Source organism: Martinezella tropici, from assembly GCF_003287875.1.
GTDB classification, from domain to species: Bacteria; Pseudomonadota; Alphaproteobacteria; order Rhizobiales; family Rhizobiaceae; genus Rhizobium; species Rhizobium tropici_C.
In genome coordinates, this window is record NZ_QMKK01000035.1 from 206783 (window position 1) to 225275 (window position 18493).

General features: G+C 59.0%; 15 protein-coding genes. 6 read left to right on the forward strand and 9 right to left on the reverse strand.

Translation table 11 applies throughout. The features are described 5' to 3' along the window. The first annotated feature begins 177 nt into the window (after nucleotides 1–177). The 6 genes from DQ393_RS14265 (at nucleotide 178) to DQ393_RS14290 (ending at nucleotide 5146) form a co-directional block, all read left to right on the forward strand. Entirely contained in the window at nucleotides 178–564 is a 387-nt protein-coding gene (locus DQ393_RS14265; protein ID WP_112342418.1) for a c-type cytochrome, read from the forward strand. A gap of 164 nt (nucleotides 565–728) precedes the next feature. Continuing rightward, on the forward strand, nucleotides 729–1532 hold the full coding sequence (locus tag DQ393_RS14270) for a cytochrome c oxidase subunit II (protein WP_112342419.1): 804 nt from the start codon (nucleotides 729–731) through the stop codon (nucleotides 1530–1532). A gap of 56 nt (nucleotides 1533–1588) precedes the next feature. Then, nucleotides 1589–3367 (forward strand): cytochrome c oxidase subunit I, encoded by a 1779-nt coding sequence (locus DQ393_RS14275; protein ID WP_112342420.1) that lies wholly within the window; start codon nucleotides 1589–1591, stop codon nucleotides 3365–3367. Beyond that, the gene (locus tag DQ393_RS14280; RefSeq protein WP_112342421.1) at nucleotides 3364–4068 is read left to right on the forward strand and encodes a cytochrome c oxidase subunit 3; all 705 of its coding nucleotides are present in this window, start codon (nucleotides 3364–3366) and stop codon (nucleotides 4066–4068) included. Before DQ393_RS14275 ends, DQ393_RS14280 begins: the two co-directional genes overlap by 4 nt. Before the next feature lie 12 nt (nucleotides 4069–4080). Further along, nucleotides 4081–4803, forward strand: a complete 723-nt coding sequence (locus tag DQ393_RS14285; RefSeq protein WP_112342505.1) for a heme-copper oxidase subunit III family protein — start codon at nucleotides 4081–4083, stop codon at nucleotides 4801–4803. Between the two features lie 10 nt (nucleotides 4804–4813). Beyond that, entirely contained in the window at nucleotides 4814–5146 is a 333-nt protein-coding gene (locus DQ393_RS14290; protein ID WP_112342422.1) for a cytochrome C oxidase subunit IV family protein, read from the forward strand. Nucleotides 5147–5169: 23 nt separating this feature from the next. Here the strand turns inward: DQ393_RS14290 and DQ393_RS14295 are convergent, their stop codons facing one another. The 9 genes from DQ393_RS14295 to DQ393_RS14335 form a co-directional block, all read right to left on the reverse strand. Further along, nucleotides 5170–5646 carry a cyclic nucleotide-binding domain-containing protein gene (locus tag DQ393_RS14295; RefSeq protein ID WP_112342423.1) on the reverse strand — a complete coding sequence of 159 codons (477 nt, stop codon included), beginning with the start codon at nucleotides 5644–5646 and terminating at the stop codon, nucleotides 5170–5172. Between the two features lie 53 nt (nucleotides 5647–5699). After that, nucleotides 5700–8414, reverse strand: coding sequence for an ABC transporter transmembrane domain-containing protein (locus DQ393_RS14300; RefSeq protein WP_112342424.1), 2715 nt, complete (start codon nucleotides 8412–8414; stop codon nucleotides 5700–5702). Nucleotides 8415–8651: 237 nt separating this feature from the next. After that, entirely contained in the window at nucleotides 8652–9797 is a 1146-nt protein-coding gene (locus DQ393_RS14305) for a glycosyltransferase family protein (RefSeq protein ID WP_112342506.1), read from the reverse strand. Beyond that, nucleotides 9794–11053, reverse strand: coding sequence for a glycosyltransferase family 4 protein (locus DQ393_RS14310; protein WP_112342425.1), 1260 nt, complete (start codon nucleotides 11051–11053; stop codon nucleotides 9794–9796). Before DQ393_RS14310 ends, DQ393_RS14305 begins: the two co-directional genes overlap by 4 nt. 17 nt (nucleotides 11054–11070) lie before the next feature. Further along, entirely contained in the window at nucleotides 11071–12285 is a 1215-nt protein-coding gene (locus DQ393_RS14315) for a glycosyltransferase family protein (protein WP_112342426.1), read from the reverse strand. Nucleotides 12286–12385: 100 nt separating this feature from the next. Continuing rightward, nucleotides 12386–13561 carry an ABC transporter permease gene (locus tag DQ393_RS14320; protein ID WP_112342427.1) on the reverse strand — a complete coding sequence of 392 codons (1176 nt, stop codon included), beginning with the start codon at nucleotides 13559–13561 and terminating at the stop codon, nucleotides 12386–12388. After that, nucleotides 13558–14556 carry an ABC transporter permease gene (locus DQ393_RS14325; protein ID WP_112342428.1) on the reverse strand — a complete coding sequence of 333 codons (999 nt, stop codon included), beginning with the start codon at nucleotides 14554–14556 and terminating at the stop codon, nucleotides 13558–13560. The genes DQ393_RS14320 and DQ393_RS14325 overlap by 4 nt, the downstream gene beginning before the upstream one ends. Next, nucleotides 14549–16471, reverse strand: coding sequence for an ABC transporter substrate-binding protein (locus tag DQ393_RS14330; RefSeq protein ID WP_112342429.1), 1923 nt, complete (start codon nucleotides 16469–16471; stop codon nucleotides 14549–14551). Before DQ393_RS14330 ends, DQ393_RS14325 begins: the two co-directional genes overlap by 8 nt. Further along, nucleotides 16465–18375 (reverse strand): ABC transporter ATP-binding protein, encoded by a 1911-nt coding sequence (locus tag DQ393_RS14335; protein ID WP_112342430.1) that lies wholly within the window; start codon nucleotides 18373–18375, stop codon nucleotides 16465–16467. The genes DQ393_RS14330 and DQ393_RS14335 overlap by 7 nt, the downstream gene beginning before the upstream one ends. Nucleotides 18376–18493: the final 118 nt, after the last annotated feature.

Here is an 18493-nt window from a genome sequence, read left to right on the forward strand (position 1 = left end):
GCGGGCATCGTCTTCAAGATCTCCGCGTCGGAAATCGCCGATTGCTCCCGCGCAAGGAATGACGACTAGCTAATTTAAGGAATAGGCGACAAAGGCGACAAGATTTGATAGATTTATGACCGTCGGTTGCGGTTTGACACATAGATTGGAACACCGATGGAGAGAAAGAGGATTGCCATGTCTTACCGTTTTCTTCCGATCTGTCTGCTTCCCGCCGTTGCTTTCCCACTCGTCGCCTTTGCACAGGAAGGTGACGTCACAGCAGGGGCCACCGTTTTCAAGAAATGCGCCATCTGTCATGTGGCCGAAACGGATCAAAACAAGGTCGGGCCTTCGCTGAACGGCCTGTTCGGCAGGACGGCTGGAACACACCCTAATTTCGCTTATTCGTCAGCCATGCAGGAGGCGGGCAAGGGCGGCCTCGTCTGGAACGAGACGACGCTCCGCGATTATCTGCACGACCCCAAGGCGAAGGTGAAGGGCACGAAAATGACCTTCGTCGGACTGAAGGACGATACCGAGATTACCAATCTGATCGCCTATTTGAAGCAATACTCCAAATAGCGAGATGCGACCATCGGGCCGAGGCATTGGTGCACTCCGTGCGGCTCTGCTGGATAAACCACTACTTTTGCCGCAATTGCCCGGGTGATTTGTTCATGAGATAATACTAAAACGTTTCGCGATGAGATTGCAGAAACGTTCGCGGCCGGGTCAAGGAGGAGACGATGGCTGTCGTATTGATTCTCGTTCTGCTGGTGGTGGGATCAATTGCATTCCATCTGCTGAGCCCTTGGTGGTGGACGCCGATCGCGTCGAATTGGAGTTATATCGACAACACGATCGTCATCACGTTCTGGATCACCGGCATCGTCTTTGCGGTTGTCGTGATGTTCATCGCCTATTGTGTCTTCCGTTTCAGGCACCGCACAGGAAACCGGGCGGCATACCAGCCCGAAAACAAGAGATTGGAATGGTGGCTCGCCGGAGGAACAGCAATCGGTGTGGCGGCGATGCTCGCACCGGGCCTCTTCGTGTGGAATCAGTTCGTCACGGTGCCGGCCGATGCCAGCGAGGTCGAAGTCGTCAGTCAGCAGTGGCAATGGAGTTTTCGGCTGCCGGGGGCGGACGGGCGCCTCGGGCGCGCGAACACGCGCGATGTTACTCCGGACAACCCGCTCGGTTTGGACAAGAATGATCCTGCGGGTCTGGACGACGTCATCGTCGAAGGCGGTGAGTTGCATATTCCGGCCGGCAAGTCGGTGAAGATGCTTCTGCGCTCGATCGACGTTCTGCACGACTTCTACGTGCCGGAATTCCGGGCAAAGATGGACATGATTCCCGGCACGGTGACCTATTTTTGGTTCACACCGACGCGAACGGGAACCTTCGAGGTTCTCTGCGCGGAATTGTGCGGTGTTGGTCATCCGCAGATGCGCGGCACCGTCATCGTCGATACCGATACAGCCTATCAAGCCTGGCTGCAGCAACAGCCGACTTTCTCGAAATCGCTGGCGTCGGCGCAAAAGTAAGCCCCATGCGCCGCTGAGGAGGAATGCCGCATCGGAGGCTACAGGGAGGAAGGAATATGGTCGAGATTGGTTCCGGCATCGAGCAGGTCATCCGGCCCGCTGAAGTCGAGGATGTGGAGCTTTATCATCCGAAAAGCTGGTGGACGAGATATGTCTTCAGCCAGGATGCCAAGATCATCGCTATTCAATACTCTTTGACCGCCATCTCGATCGGCATGGTGGCATTGGTGCTGTCGTGGCTGATGCGGCTGCAACTCGGCTTTCCCGGCTATTTCTCCTTCATCGATGCGGAACATTATTATCAGTTCATCACCATGCATGGCATGATCATGGTGATCTACCTGCTGACCGCGCTATTCCTCGGCGGTTTCGGCAACTATCTGATCCCTTTGATGCTCGGCGCGCGCGATATGGTGTTTCCCTATGCGAACATGCTGAGCTACTGGCTCTATCTGCTTGCAGTCATCGTGCTGGTCGTCGGCTTCTTCGCGCCCGGCGGGCCGACGGGAGCCGGCTGGACGCTCTATCCGCCGCAAGCCCTTCTGTCTGGTACGCCGGGAGGGCGTGACTGGGGCATCATCCTGATGCTGTCATCGCTGATCCTGTTCATCATCGGCTTTACGATGGGCGGGTTGAACTATGTCGTGACGGTGCTGCAGGGACGTACCCGCGGCATGACGCTGATGCGGATGCCCTTGACGGTATGGGGCATATTCACCGCGACCGTCATGGCGCTCCTTGCCTTCCCGGCGCTCTTCGTCGCTGCCGTCATGATGCTGTTCGACCGCTTGCTCGGCACGAGCTTCTTCATGCCCGCGATTGTCGAGATGGGCCAGCAACTGCAGCACGGTGGCGGCAGTCCAATCCTGTTCCAGCATCTGTTCTGGTTCTTCGGCCATCCGGAGGTCTATATCGTTGCCCTTCCCGCCTTCGGCATCGTCTCGGACCTGATCAGCACCCATGCGCGCAAGAACATCTTCGGCTACCGGATGATGGTCTGGGCTATCGTCATCATTGCGGCGCTAAGTTTCGTCGTATGGGCGCATCATATGTATGTGAGCGGCATGAACCCGAATTTCGGGTTCTTTTTCGCAACCACGACGTTGATCATCGCCATCCCGACGGCGATCAAGGTCTATAATTGGGTACTGACGCTCTGGCGCGGCGATATCCATCTGACATTGCCGATGCTGTTTGCTCTGGCATTCATCGTCACATTCATCAACGGTGGACTGACCGGCCTCTTTCTCGGTAACGTCGTCGTCGACGTGCCGCTGTCCGACACCATGTTCGTGGTTGCCCATTTCCATATGGTGATGGGGGTCGCGCCGATCCTGGTGATCTTCGGCGCGATCCACCATTGGTATCCAAAGATTACGGGGCGTATGCTGAACGTGACGATGGGCCACATCCACTTCTGGATCACCTTCCTCGGCGCCTATGCGATCTTCTTCCCAATGCACTACCTTGGCCTTATGGGCGTGCCGCGCCGCTATTACGAGCTGGGCGAAACGGCCTTCATACCGCCGTCGGCGCATACGTTGAATATGTTCATCACCATTGCCGCTCTGGTCGTCGGCGCCGCGCAGCTTCTGTTCCTGTTCAATCTCGCCTGGAGCCTTCGCTGGGGCCGGCAGGCGGGCGGCAATCCGTGGCGGGCAACGACATTGGAATGGCAGACGCCGCAGACGCCGCCCGCGCACGGAAATTGGGGCAAGGAACTGCCGATCGTCTACCGCTGGCCGTATGATTACAGTGTCCCCGGAGCGGATCAGGATTTCTTGCCGCAAAACCAGCCGGCCTCGGTCGGGCCGTCCGAAAGGGCGTTGTCATGAGCGCCATTCTCATCTTCATGGCCGGGATTGCCGGCATCATCGCCTGGTGGATGGCGCGGCAGCGGCTGACCTCGAAACCCTGGCTGGAAACGAGCCTCGCAGGCAATGCGCCTGACATGCGCGGATCATCGGCGACCACGGCGAAAGTCGGTCTCGGCATCTTTCTCGCCGTCGTCGGCGCCTTGTTCGCGCTCCTCATCAGCGCCTATCTTACGCGCCTTAGCGGCGCCGACTGGTGGAGCATTCCGATCCCAAGACTGCTCTGGGTAAATACCGCCGCCCTTGCGGCAAGCAGCGTCGCACTGCAATGGGCAAAAACCGAAGCCCGTCTCGACCGCAGCGAGATGCTGAACACGGCGCTTGCAGTGGCGTTCGCACTGGCGGTTCTCTTTCTGGCTGGACAGGTTTTGGCGTGGCGGCAACTGGTTGCGGCAGGCTATGTGCTCGCCGACAACCCATCGAATAGTTTCTTCTACATGATCACCGGGCTGCACGGCCTGCACATCCTGGGCGGGCTTTTCGTGCTCGGACGGACGACGATCCACGCTTGGACAAACACCGTATCGGCGAGAATCCGCCTGAGCGTGGATCTCTGCGCCATCTATTGGCATTTCATGCTCGTCATCTGGCTGATCCTTTTTGCGCTCTTTGCCGGCTGGGCAAATAGTTTCGTCGATCTCTGCCGTCAGTTGGTCAGTTGAGGAGCCTCGATGATGACCGAATCCATAGAAAGACCAACAAGCGAACCACTTCTGCAACCCGTGGGACTGCGCGGCGTCGCGGCTGACCTTTCATCGGACCAGCGGGCGTTCAAGAACGTCTCCTGGGGCAAGGCGATGATGTGGATCTTCCTCCTCAGCGACACCTTCATTTTCGGCTGTTTCCTCCTGGCCTATATGACGGCGCGCATGTCGACCATCGTCGCCTGGCCCAATCCCAGCGAGGTTTTCGCGCTGACGATCGGAGGCAAGGAAATCCCGCTGATTCTGATTGCCATCATGACCTTCATTCTCATCAGCAGCAGCGGCACGATGGCGATGGCCGTCAACTTCGGATACCGCCGTGATCGCCGCAAGACCGCCGCTCTGATGTTGGCAACCGCAGTTCTCGGCGCGACATTCGTCGGGATGCAGGCATTCGAATGGACCAAGCTGATCAGGGAGGGAGTCCGCCCCTGGGAAAACCCATGGGGAGCGGCGCAGTTCGGTTCGTCCTTCTTCATGATCACCGGCTTCCACGGCACCCACGTCTCGATCGGAGTCCTCTTTCTCCTGATCATGGCGCGCAAGGTATGGCGGGGAGATTTCGACCAGGAAAGGCGGGGGTTCTTCACCAGCCGCAAGGGCAGTTACGAGATCGTCGAGATCACGGGACTATACTGGCACTTCGTCGATCTGGTCTGGGTATTCATCTTTGCATTCTTCTATCTGTGGTGAGGATGGCATCATGGCTGAGACGCAGACACATTCCGGGCAGCAGCATCCGATAAAGCTGTACATGGTGGTCTGGGGACTGCTTTTCGTCCTCAGCACCTTCTCCTACCTTGTCGATTATCTCGGCATTCAGGGCTATCTGAGATGGTCCCTGATCCTGCTGTTCATGATCCTGAAAGCCGGGCTGATCGTCGCCATTTTCATGCACATGGCCTGGGAGCGTCTCGCGCTGATCTACGCCATCCTGGTCCCGCCGGTCCTGGTGCTTGTCTTCGTCGCTCTGATGGTGTCGGAATCGCACTATACGGCGCTTACCCGGCTCGCCTTTTTCGGCGCCGGCCCGTAGCGCGCTCTACACCATCTGCAATCTCAATGCGTCGCCATCGACTGCGGCTGGTTGAGGCGGCTGCGGACGGCGGTCAGTTCCGAGGTCGTATGGTTGAGACGGTCGGCAAGCACGCGCATGATCTCGACAGCCATTTCCGGAAAATCGCTGAGCAGCTTCAGAAAATGCTCCTTGCTGATCTTCAGTGCTTCAAGCCTGGACGTGGCCTTTACCGTGGCGGTACGGGAGACGTCACAGAGGATTGCGATTTCGCCGACGATGGAATTCACGTCGACTTCGGCGACCTTGATCTCGCCGGCCGGGCTATCGACGAGAATATCAGCAGTTCCGGAAAGAACAACATAGGCGGCATCTCCCTGATCACCTTGATGAAACAGGGTTTGGCCAGCATTATAGCTGACGCGATCGGACGTAAACGCCAAGAGTTTCAATTTCGCGGGCGCGATGCGCGAAAAAATCGGCACTCGCTTCAGCATTTCAACTTCGTCTTTCAGAAGCATGAGCTTCGGTACCCCCAGTGTTCGGCCCCAGACGCCACTGTCGAGATAGGATATTACGATAACAGTTCTTTGAACATACCGTTTTTCTCTAAAAGATCGGTGCTTGACCCACTTTCGACAAGACTCCCATGGTCGAAGACCAAAACACGATCGAACAACTCGGCGAAACTCGGGTTGGACAGCACCCAGATGATGGCCGGCGCATATCCGTCGCTGTCGAATGTGCCCAGGATGGCTCTTGCAATCTGTTCCTGAACGCGATGATCGAGCGCCGGCAGCGGACGATTGCAGATGATGTAGTCCGCACGTTTTAAAAGAGCACGGCCAAGATTGAGCTTCTGGCGCTGCACATTCGTCAGGCGCTTGCCGCCCGAGCCGACATCGAAATCCAGGCCGATCGACAGGACGCTGTCATGCATGCCGAGACGACCGAAGACATCATACATGATCTGGTGGATACGCTCGGGCGCATTGGCCTGCTGATGGGCGATGCGGCCGAACAGCACGTTGTCCATCAAGGTCGCCGACGCGGTAAAGCGCTCCGGATCATAACGCTCGATGACCCTGGCAAGATCGGCTGGTATGTTCTCGTAGAATTTCGCCCGTGCATGGACGATCTTTTCCATCAGCATCTGTGTCAGAAGACCGAAGCGGTGACGCGGTTCGATATAGGAGAAGCTCAGGCGGATGATGGCCGCGCGTTCATCGTCGGTCGCCGCCTCATATCCCTTGCCGTTCAGCTTCTGAAGCAGCGCCTCATAGGTCGGAATATCCTCCGCCGTCATGAAGGTCAGCTGCTGGAAGAACGGATGGTCCGGCGGCAGGTCGGTGAAAAGCTCGACAGCGTTTTCGGCGATTTCCAGACCCATATCGTACAAATCCGATACCAGACCCGTCTCGGCGAATATCTGCTGGAAATAGGGATGTGCCGCCAGCTTGCGATTGGTCATCTGCGGCCGCTTCAGCGTACCGAACAACAGATTTTCGCCGACCGTCGCCTGCGGATTATAAACATCGAACTGGAAGGGAACGACGAGGTCCTCCAGCTTCTCTTCCTCAAGCCGCAACCGCAATGCCTGACGCAGCTCGACGATGCGCGATGTCAGATCTTCATGTGCTGCCGCATCGACATTCGAGCGCAGCGCCATGTCGAAAATATCCTGCGACATGGCAACGGCATCGAGAACCGGACGGATCACCGAATAGATATCATCCGGCCCGGTGGCACCGGCAGCCGCATAATCGACCCAGTCGCTATTGAGATCGAATTCCGGATTGGCCGCGCGCCGCGCTTCGGTCACACGCCATTTGGCCTTTGTGGCCTCATCGTCGGTATAGACGGGAGCGATGAGTGGCGCATGCTTGAGGCCATAAAGCAGATTGCTGCGCAACGTGCCGTGGAAGAAGAAGGTCTCGGACGAGGCGTAGGCAATACGTCGTCCGGTTACCGATTCCGGCAGTTCCAGGATATCGCGGCCATCGATCGAGATGCGGCCGCTGTCCGGCCAGATCAGGCGCCCGAATGCTTCCGCCAGATATTCGCCTCCCGCCCCGCTGTCGCCAACTATCGCTACCCTTTCGCCGGGATGAATTTCAACCGAAACGTGGTCCAGCACGCGCGCGCCGCTGTCATCGACGATGGTCAGATTGGTCGCGACGAGAGAATGGGTGATGCGGCCGGCGGGCACGTGCGAAACCGCCTGGATTTTCGGATCGATCAGATGATCGACGCTGAACTGTTCGACCACCTGATTGTATTTGACCTGAACGTCCTGACGCGACTGGTCCCAGTCGATCAGTTCCTTCAGCGGTCCCGGCAAATCCTTATAGGCATTGATGACGGCAACGAGCTGGCCAATGTCCAGGCGGCCCTGCAAGGCCAGGAAACCGCCGATCAGATAAAACAGGAACGGCGTCACCTGAGCGAGGAAGTTATTGATGAATTTGACCAGGAACTTCCACTGGTAGAGATCATAGCGGATCGAGAAGATCAATCCGAGCCGGTGAGCTATGTCCGCGCGCTCAAGGTTGGTGGTATCGTTGGCGTGGATGGTGCCGATACCATCGACGATTTCGCCAACGCGGCCGGAAAGCTCGCGCGCCGTCAGCTGGCGCTGGCGGCCAAGCTCCAGAAGCCGCTTGCGCATGCGGGGAATGACGATCGCCTGTACGGCGACGATGGCCGCGGCGATCATGCCGAGCCAGAAATTCTGCATGATGATGAAGACGAGCGCCGTCACCGCCTGGCCACCGAGAAGAGCGGGCTGGACGAAGGCATCGCCGGTGAAGCCGCCCATCGGCTCCACTTCGTCCTTGATCATGGTGGCGATTTCCGCCGGCTTCACCCGCTTGAAATGGCTCGGAGGGAACCGCAGCACGCGATCGATCAGTTCGAAGCGGATGCGTCGCAGCATGCGCTCACCGAGCCGCCCCTTATAGGTATTGATATAGAGCTTGAAGAGGCCGTTGAGCACGACAAGCGCCAGAAACACCATGCTCAACGCAACAAGCATCCACATGCGGGTCAGCTGGACGCCCTGAAAGACTTCGACATGGCCGATCAGCGGCATGTTGAAGGCAATGTGCATGAACGTCTGCGTATCGCCGGGATGTTCGAAGCCCTTGCCCTGGATCGGTCCGTTGACGATCTGCTTCGGCAGGTCGAAGGACAGAAAGTACGGAATCATCGACGCCGCAACCACCAGCAGTATCCAGACCTGCTCCAGCCGGGTGTTCGACCAAATGTAACGCGCTAGGCTTTTTTCCATTGCTTACTGCAGGCTTTCAGATTCAACGCCCAACGCCGGCCTGATGCCGGCACCGATGTTGCAGAGATGCGGGAAGATTTCGTTGCGGATACGTGGCCCCATTGTGAAAAGGGGAACCGCCCGGTCCTTCGTCCACGCTCCTCCCGATTCATCGATTTTTCGATTTATATCACAAGATTGCAGGAATCCAGGAGGATAAAACGACAGGATGCCTCCGATATCAGCCGCGGCTTTTCCCTATATGGTTCGACGCAGGATAGCCGAGGTTCTGGCGGCGCCGCCAAGATCGATGTCCGGGTTGCTCGGCTTGGGGCGCGACAGCGCGGTTTTCACGGCTGCGACCAGCAATTCGCTCGTCAATCCCGCCTCCGGCAGAGCCAATGCCAAGCCCAGCCTTTCCAGCCGCTCGGCCCGGACGGATTGCTCCGTTTCGCCGCCGGCCGTGAAGGGGACCAGAATGGCGCGGCAACCGGCAACGAGAAGATCGCCGACGGTATTATAGCCGGCTTGCGAGATCGACAGCTCCGCCCCCCGCAGCAGAGACGGAAAATCCTTGCGGAAGCGAACGAGCGCGACATTGCCCGGCGCGCGCCTGGCGAGATCGGCATAATCCTGTTCGGGCAGGTTCGGCCCGGCAATCAGAAGCCAGCGGCGATCGGTCGCCACGCGGCTTGCCGCCTCCAGCGATGCGCGGATCAGATCAAGCCCGACAGCGCCGCCGCCGGCCGATACGACGATATCGAAGGTTTCGACAGGCTCCGGCGGCAAGGCGGGTGCGACAAGACCGGTATAGGCAATCTTGTCGGCGATCGCCTCGGTCAGGGGAAAGGTTTCTTCCAGCCGGACAAAATGCGGATCGCCATGAACGAGCACGCCATCGAAGTGGTCGCGAAGCAGGCCGACGGTCTCCTCGTCCCGGCCCGGTTTCTTCTGTTGCTGCAGAATATCGCGCACCGATGTGTAAAGCCTCGGTTTCGGATCTGCCTTGGCAACGGCATCGAGCAGCGGCAGAAGCTCGAAACGCATCTGTCTGCGGCCGAACGGAAAGGCCTCGATGACGACAACATCGGGGGCAGCCTGCCGGAAAGCATCCAGCAGCAGATCGCGACGACGCGACAGAAAATCTTCGCCGACGGGATTGCCGGCCTGATCGGCCAGCCCGGAAAACCCGGCGCTGCTAGCGACGACGGCCGGCAATGTGACCGAGGTGACATCCGCCGCGGGGAAACCGCTCACCGGTATGCCGCCGGTGACAACAGTCACCTCACAGCCATCCTTCGCCAGGGCGCTGGCAATGCGGCTGGCGCGCGCCAGATGGCCGATGCCGAGCAGATGCTGAACGTAGAAGAAAACGCGCAAAGGCTGGGAATGCGGGGCCGTCATGCGGATTTCCGCCATTGATCTTCCCTTTGCCACTGTTCCTCGAACAGCCGCGTCAATTGCCGGATGCTGGCATGATAGTCGAAATGCTCGCGCACCCGCCTTTCGGCTGCCTCTCCCAGCCCGCGGCGTAGCGCGGGATTGCGAATGGCAGCTTCCAGCGCCGCGGCAAGGGCTTGCGGATTCTCGGATGGAACGACAAGACCGCTTTCGCCATCGTCGATCAATTCGGGAACGCCGGAAACATTGGTGGAAACGCAGGGGAGACGCTGGCTCGATGCTTCCACGAGCACGTTCGGCAGGCCGTCGCGATCGCCGTCGGCCGCAATGCGGCAGGCAAGCGCAAAGATATCGGCCTGACGATAATGGGCAAGCACATCCTCCTGTGCCAGCGCGCCCTTCCAGGTGATGCGATCGGCAATGCCGAGCGTGTCGGCCAATGCCTTCAGCTTTGCCAGCCCATCGCCGCCGCCGATATGGGTAAAGCGCCAGTTGAGATCGCCAGGCAGCAGCGCCAGTGCCTTCAGCAAGACATCGTATCCCTTTTTCTCCACTGCGCGCCCGACGCTGAGAATGAAGGCGGGGTCGGAAGCATCCGTGCCGTTCCGATCGGAATGTTCGCCGGCGAAGGGAGCGAAGCGATCGAGATCCAGGCCATGATAGCTGAGATAGACCTTGTCATCCGCCTGGATCAGATCGCGCATGTGCTCGAAGCCGGTGCGCGTGCAGGTCACCGCCCAGCGGGCTCGGTCGAGCTTTTCAGAAAGCTCCCAGTCCGGCGACGTCCAGATATCCTTGGCATGCGCCGAGCAGGTCCAGGGAATGCCGGTCATGATGCTGGCATAGGAGGTCACCGAAGCCGGCGTATGGATGAAATGCGCATGCAGCCATTCGCCACCGTCTGGCCATTCATGCGCCAGAACCAATGCCTGGCCGAAGCGCCGCACGCGGTTTGGGGTAATGTCCCGCTTCAAGTCGGCCCAGAATTGCTTCACGAGCGGCCTGAAGCCCGGCTTGCCGATGCCTGCAAAGAAGGCCCGCAGCACCCTCAGCGGTTCGTTGTGCAGATATTCCGGCAGATAGACGACGCGCGCCTTGATTTCGTCATGGACTGGATGACGCTTCTTGTCCGTCGGCTTGCGCATCGAAATCAGCGTCAGGTCGAAGCCGGCCCTTTCCAGGCCAAGCAGCTCCTGCGCAATGAAGGTTTCCGACAGGCGAGGATAGCCCTTGAGGACCACCAGGATTTTCTTCCGCATCGACGGCTTCCGATGCTCTATTCTGCAACGATCGACAGCGGCGTATAGCGCTCGCGATCATCGAACCACTCGCCGATGGTGCGCGAAATATGCACCAGGCCTTCAAGGCGCATATTACTGCTGCTTGCCGAAGGCGGCGCGCGGTTCGGCAGGCGCTTCAGGGCGGCGGCAAGCTGCCTCGGATCGGCGGATTCCTCCGGCAGCAGCATATCGACGAGGCCGAGTTCGCTGGCGCGCTGGGCGCGGATCAGCTGTTCCTCGCGTGGACGCGTGCGCGGAATGATCAGCGCCGGCTTATCGAAGGAGAGGATCTCGCAATAGGTGTTGTAACCGCCCATGGCGACAACGGCCTTGGCGCCGGCAATCAGCTCTTCCATTTTGTTGTCGAACTCGATCACCTGCAGACAATCGATCTTGCTGGCGCGCTCCAGGAGCTGGCCGCGCTCCTTGGCGGGCATATAGGGGCCGAGGACGATCAGCGTCTTCTGCGTGAGGGAGCTGTCCTGTTCGAACGCGGCAACCACATCGCTGACGAGATCGGCACCATCGCCGCCGCCGCCAGTCGTCACCAGGATATAGTCCTCGTCGGGCACATGTTCGGATTTCGTGCCCAGAGTGGAAACGCTACGCTGCAGAAAGCCGACGAACTCCATCTTCCGCCGCACGCCCGCTGGCACATCGAGCCCGATAAGGGGATCATGGAAATCCGGCGGCCCGTAGACCCAGACGCTGTCGTAGAACTGATCGATCTTCTGCAGCACGTTGTTTTTCTTCCACTCCGCCTCCAACAGGTGCGGTGCGTCCATGACATCGCGCATGCCGAGAACAAGCGTCGTACCACGCGCCTTGAGATAGGTCAGGGTCTCCTCGACCTCGCCCTTGAGGCCCAACGGCTCCTTGTCGACGATGAAAACATCCGGCTGAAAGGTTTCCGCCGTATGACGGATGATCGACTGCCGCATCTTCAGCGTTTCCTGCAACGCGACATGGCTCGCCATAGACGTGTATTCGCCGTCACGCAGCTTGATCACGCTCGGCACTTTGACGAAATCCACACGGGACCGATAATCGAATGCCCCGGCAATCGTCGCGCCAGAGATAATCAGCACGTTCAGCCCGCGATAATCCTCCACGAGTGCATGCGCGATCGTCCGGCATCGCCGCAGGTGACCGAGACCGAACGTGTCGTGGCTGTACATGAGGATTCGAGCATCTTCTAAGCGCCGCTTCATTGGCAAAACCTCTGGGGGTAAAAGTCATAACGCGGTTTGTCGGCAAACGACATCCGCGACCGCTCGTCGAATTGCAATCCTGTCTTCGCCATTCACCCTGCTATTTGTAGGGATCGGCGGCATCACGCAACCCGTCTCCTAAAAAGTTGAACGCCAGAATAACCAATATCACCGGGATCATCGGAAAAAGAAGCCATGGATAGAAGGCGATCACGCTGACGTTCTTGGCCTCGGTCAACAGGATGCCCCAACTCGTGATCGGCGGACGAAGGCCCAATCCAAGGAAACTTAGGGCAGTTTCGCCGAGAATCATGCTCGGCACCGAAATTGTTGCGGTAGCGATCAGGTGCGACATGAAGCCGGGGACAAGGTGACGGCCGATGATGCGGGGCGTGCTTGCTCCCATCAGTTGCGCGGCAAGCACGTAGTCCTCCTCGCGCAAGGATAAAAGCTTGGAGCGTACGGCGCGCGCAAGGCCTGTCCAATCCAGGATGCCGAGGATGATGGTGATGCCGAAGTAGACGATGATCGGGCTCCAGCTTACCGGCATGATCGCCGCAAGCGCCATCCACAAGGGCAGGCTCGGCAGCGACTGCAGCACCTCGATCACGCGCTGCACGAGAAGATCGAAAAGGCCGCCATGATAGCCGGCAAGCCCGCCGATGACGATGCCGAGCAGAAAACTGATTGAAATGCCGATCAACCCGATCGTCAGGGATATGCGCGCGCCATAGATGATGCGCGACAGCACGTCACGTCCCAGCCTGTCGGTGCCGAGCAGATACATCTGGCCGCCGACGGCCGGGCAAACCAGATGAAGGTTCGAGTCCACCAGCCCCCAGAAGCGATAGGCGTCCCCGCGACAAAGGAAACGGATCGGCTGCACATCGGAGGGGTTATCCGTGTAGATCCGGCGCAGCGAGTCGATATCGAGCGTCATCTTGCGGCCATAGACGAACGGCCCGACGAAATTGCCCTTGTCGAACAGGTGGATCATCTGCGGCGGCGAATGGATATAGTCGACATTGCGGGTGTGCAGCCCGTAGGGCGCCAGGAATTCCGCAATCACGATCATGCCATAGGCCAGCAGAAGGAAGATGCCGGATGCAAGCGCAAGCTTGTGGCGCTTGAATTTCCACCACATCAGCTTCTTTTGCGACGCCATGTAATAGCGTTGCTGGCCTGCGGACGTGGCTTCGAACTGATCTGGATCGAAATTCGCGTTCGAGACATAGTGCTCTAGAGGAGCACCGGGCTTTGGCAGGGATACGCTCACTTTGTGCTCCTGCCTTGCAAGCGGATGCGGGGATCGAGAAAGCCAAGGGCGATATCCGAGATCAGCACGCCGATGACGTTGAGAAAGGCCAGGAACATCAGGAAAGAGCCGGCGAGATACATGTCCTGGCTCTGCAAGGCCCGGATCAGCATCGGGCCGGTCGTCTCCAGAGACAGCACGATGGCGGTGATCTCGGCACCGGAAATGATCGCCGGCAGGATCGACCCGATATCGGCGACGAAGAAATTCAACGCCATGCGCAATGGATATTTCACCAGCACCCTCAACGGATGCAGCCCCTTGGCGCGCGCTGTGACGACATATTGCTTCTGCATCTCGTCGAGCAGATTGGCGCGTAGGCGGCGGATCATGCCCGCCGTTCCGGCCGTGCCGACGATGATGACCGGAATCCACAGGTGCGACAGGATCGAGCGCGCTTTTTCCCAGCTCATCGGCTGCGAGAGATATTTTTGATCCATCAAATGGCCGATCGATACGCCGAACCAGACATTGGCGAAATACATCAGGATCAGCGCCAGCATGAAGTTCGGAATGGCGATACCGAGCAGCCCGAGGAAGGTCAGCCCGTAGTCGCCCCAGCTGTATTGATGGGTGGCGGAATAAATACCGATCGGGAAGGCGATCAACCAGGTCAGAAGGATCGTCGTCATCGACACGAGGATGGTCAGCCAGAGCCGATCGCCGACCACTTCCGAAACCGGCAGCTGATACTCGAAGGAATAGCCGAAATCGCCATGCAGCATACCTCCGGCCCAGTGCAGATATTGAAGCGGCAAGGGCTTGTCGAGCCCATATTCGTGGCGAAGATTCTCCATATCCTGAAGATTCGCGGTATCACCCTGGGCGCGCAATTCCGCGATCTGGCTATCGAAGAAGTCGCCGGGCGGCAGCTGGATGATCGTAAAGACCAGCATCGAGATGACGATCAGGGTCGGAAGCATCACCGCAACGCGCCAGAGAATATATCTAAGCATTCGGACGATCCTCCTTCATCCAGAAGGTATCCGGCATGTAGACGCCGAGCAGACAGGTCGGATCGAAGCCGTAGAGCGCCTTTTCCGGCACATTCTGCATGCGCGCCGAATGCACGATCGGCTGGAAAGTGCCGTTGACCAGACCGATGGAGAAAACCTGGTCCGTATAGATCTTCAGCATCTTGTGCCAGACCTCGGCCCGCTCGAAGGAGGAGGCAGCCTCTTCCCATTCGCCCAGCAGCTTGATCAGCTCGGTTGCCTCCGGCACGTCCGGCGCCACGCCTTGTGTCTGGCGCGATAGATAGTACATGCCCCAAAGCGGCCACTGCATCTGGTCATTGGTCGTCGGTGCCAATTCGCCCGGATTCATGTCGGCCGTCGCCACCCCATTGTCGAGGCCGTACCACAGCGACATCAGAATGCGGCCGCCCATGGCGCGGCTGCGGAAAATATCGCGTTGCGATACGCGGGTGAAAAGTGCAATGCCGACCTTGCGCCAATGATCGGTAACCAATTCCAACACGTCCGTGTCAAGCGTGCTTTCGCCCGGTGTCTCAACGGTGATTTCCATTCGCCGGCCGTCCGGCAGCAAGCGGACCCCGTCTTCATCCCGCTTGTCAAGGCCGGCGGCGTCCAGAAGAGCATTGGCCTGATCCGGATCATGCGCGATCCAGGCAGAGGCATATTCGGGTTTGAAAAGCGGGCTGTCAGGCAACACAGTGTTGGCGCTCGCTGTTCCGAGACCGTAGAAGACCGCCATGTTGATCTCGTGACGATCGATCGCAAGCGACAGCGCTCTGCGGACCCGAACATCGCGCAAGAGGTCGCGCCAGACGGCGTCGGCGCTGTTGAGATTGGGGTACAGGGCGACACGCGATCCACGCGCTGCCTTCCAAAGATCGACCTTAATCTTGCTCGGATTGCGCTTCTCGGCCTCTTTCAGGAAAGTATAGTCGTTGAAGTCTATGCCGGTTGCCTGAAGATCGCTTTCTCCTGCCCCGGTCTTGGCCGGAATGATCGACGACGAACTGATGTCCAGGATCATGCGATCGATATAGGGCAGTTGCCGGCCGTTCTCGTCGACGCGATGGAAATAGGGGTTGCGCTCGAACACGAACTGCTCCGCCGGCGGCGCCGTCGTATTCTTCCACGGGTCGAGCACCGGCAGATTGGGGTTTTCCGGGCGGTACGAGCGGCCCATCTTGATATGCAGATCCTGCCATTTCTTCGCTCTGTTTTCCTGCATCAGCGATGAAAGACGAATCTTGTCCTGGTATTTCTTGTGGAACTGCTTGAGATAGTGGGCCGGCCCGGCAATGACGAGCGGCTGCGGAGCGGCAAGGATCGGCAGGAAATTCGGATTGGGATCATCCCAGGTGTAGCGCACCGTGAGCTCGTCGAGCATCTCGAAATTCGGCAGGCTTCCGTGCGGGCGCAATTCGAGCGCGCCACCGCCGGGTGTCAACTCCTTGTTGAGAATGACATCCTCCCACCAGTAACGGAAGTCGTTGGCGGTGAACGGATGCCCATCGGACCATCTATGCCCTTCACGCAGCTTGAAGGTGAAGACCGTGTCGTTGACGGCGGAAAAGGATTCCAGAATATCCGGCTGAAGCGTCAGCGTGCGATCGTAACCCACGAGGCGCGCATAGCCGTAGATCGTCATGAGACGGATATCGTTCTGGCTGCCGATGATCGTACGGACGGAGCCACCGTAGCGGCCGGGCGTGCGCCCCATGGCGGCGACATTGACGACGCGCGGAAATTTCGGCAGCCGCTTCGCAAGATGCGGCATCTGGCCGGCTCGCAGCCAATCGGCGAGATAGTCCGGCTCGTTGTCGACCTCCGCCGCAGCAAGAGGCGGCGGCAATATGGTGGAAGCCAGCAGGCCGAGAAAGCTTCGCCGCGTTACCATTTGCGCAGCTCCTGGGCTTCGACGCCCCGGCGGGCGCGAACGAAATGGCCGCCGCCCAGATCAGCATAGGCAAGGTCTCCGTCCGCGCTTTCCGAGAATTGCGGCCCCCATTTCTGTTTGGCGGCCGGTCCCTCGCTGTTCAGAGCGGAGAAATCCAGAGGCCGGTCGAGATCGGGGAACGGGACGGCGGCAAGCAACGAGCGCGTATAGGGATGAACGGGATCGCGAAGGATGATTTCGCGCGGCGCGATTTCGACGATGCGCCCCCGCGCCATGACGGCGATCCTGTCCGCCATGTAATCGACCACGGCGAGATTGTGCGAGATGAACAGGTAGGTCAGGCCGAGTTCCTTTTGCAAGTCCTTGAGGAGGTTCAGGATTTGCGCCTGAACGGACACATCGAGTGCCGAGACCGGCTCATCCAGGATGAGAAGCTTCGGCCCAAGTGCCAGGGCGCGCGCAATGCCGATGCGCTGGCGCTGGCCGCCGGAAAAGCTGTGCGGGTAACGGCTGAGAAAATGCTTGTCGAGGCCGATCGCCTGCATCAGCGCCTCGACCTTCTCCTTGCGTTCGGCACTATCGCCATGCCCATGGATTTCCAGGGGCTCGCTCAGAATATTGCGGATCGTCATGCGCGGAGAAAGCGACGAAACCGGATCCTGGAAGACCATCTGTATCTTCGTGCGCAGATCCATCAACTCGTCGCCCTTGACGGACAGCACGTCGATCTTGCCGCTGCCGTCGTCGAAGCTGACGGAACCGCTGTCGGCCGTGATGCCGCGCATGAGGATCTTGCTCACTGTCGTCTTGCCGCAGCCGCTTTCGCCGACCAAGCCGAGACATTCGCCGCGGCGGATATCGAAGCTGACATTATCGACGGCACGGAACTTCGTGCCGTCCCGCCTGCCGAACAGGCCGCCGGCCTTCGATGTATAGGTCTTGGTCAGGTTGCTTACGCTGAGCAGGACATCGGGTGCCGTGCCGGTGGCGGGCGCGCCGTTGCCGATCAGCTTCTTCTTGCCGGAAAAGGTGCCGAGATTGACGGGGACATCCCGAAGGGACTTCAGCCGTTCGCCCGGCTTCATGTCGAAATGCGGCACCGCCGACATCAGGGCCTTCAAATAGCGATGCTGCGGCTGGCGGAAGATCGTTTCGACCGGCCCGGCCTCCATGATTTCGCCGTGATAGATAACGACGACCTCGTCGGCCATATTCGCCACGACACCGAGATCATGGGTGATCAGGAGCATCGCCATGTTGAAGGTTTGCTGGAGGTTGCGCAGCAGACCGAGAATTTGCGCCTGGATGGTGACGTCAAGCGCGGTGGTCGGTTCATCGGCAATCAGCAGCGCCGGATTGCAGATCAGCGCCATGGCGATCATCGCACGCTGGCGCATGCCGCCGGAGAGCTGGAAAGGATACATGTCGAAAGTATGTTGGGGATCCTGAAAGCCGACGAGGCTCAGCATTTCCTCAGTCTTCTCGCGCTGCTCCGCCCTGCTGGTGTCGGGGCTGTGAATACGGAGCACTTCGCTGATCTGGTTGCCCACCGTATGCAACGGCGACAGCGACGTCATCGGCTCCTGGAAAATCTTGGCCATGCGCGCGCCACGCAGCCTGCGCATAGCGGCGCCATCACGCGGCAGTTGGAGAAGATCGGTGGTCTCGCCGTCGAGTGGGTCGGTAAAAAGGATCCGCCCCGTCGCGGTTGCCGGCGTCGGCAGGATGCCCATGATCGACTGGCTGATAATGGATTTGCCGGAACCGGACTCGCCGACAAGGGCCGTGACCTTGCCGGGAAGCACCCTCAAACCGGCGTTTTTGACGACACGCAGATTGTCCCCGTAAAGGGAAAACGAGACGTCGAGGTTCTCAATACGCAGTAGATCAGTCCCTGACGCCATACATATTACTTCCCGCTCACATGACCTTTGTGGCCTTAGGCGGCACACTAACGTAGGGCATAACGGGTGTCTAGCTGGTCAAGGCGGTGCAAAGACTGTAAAAAATCTGTCGTCTTTC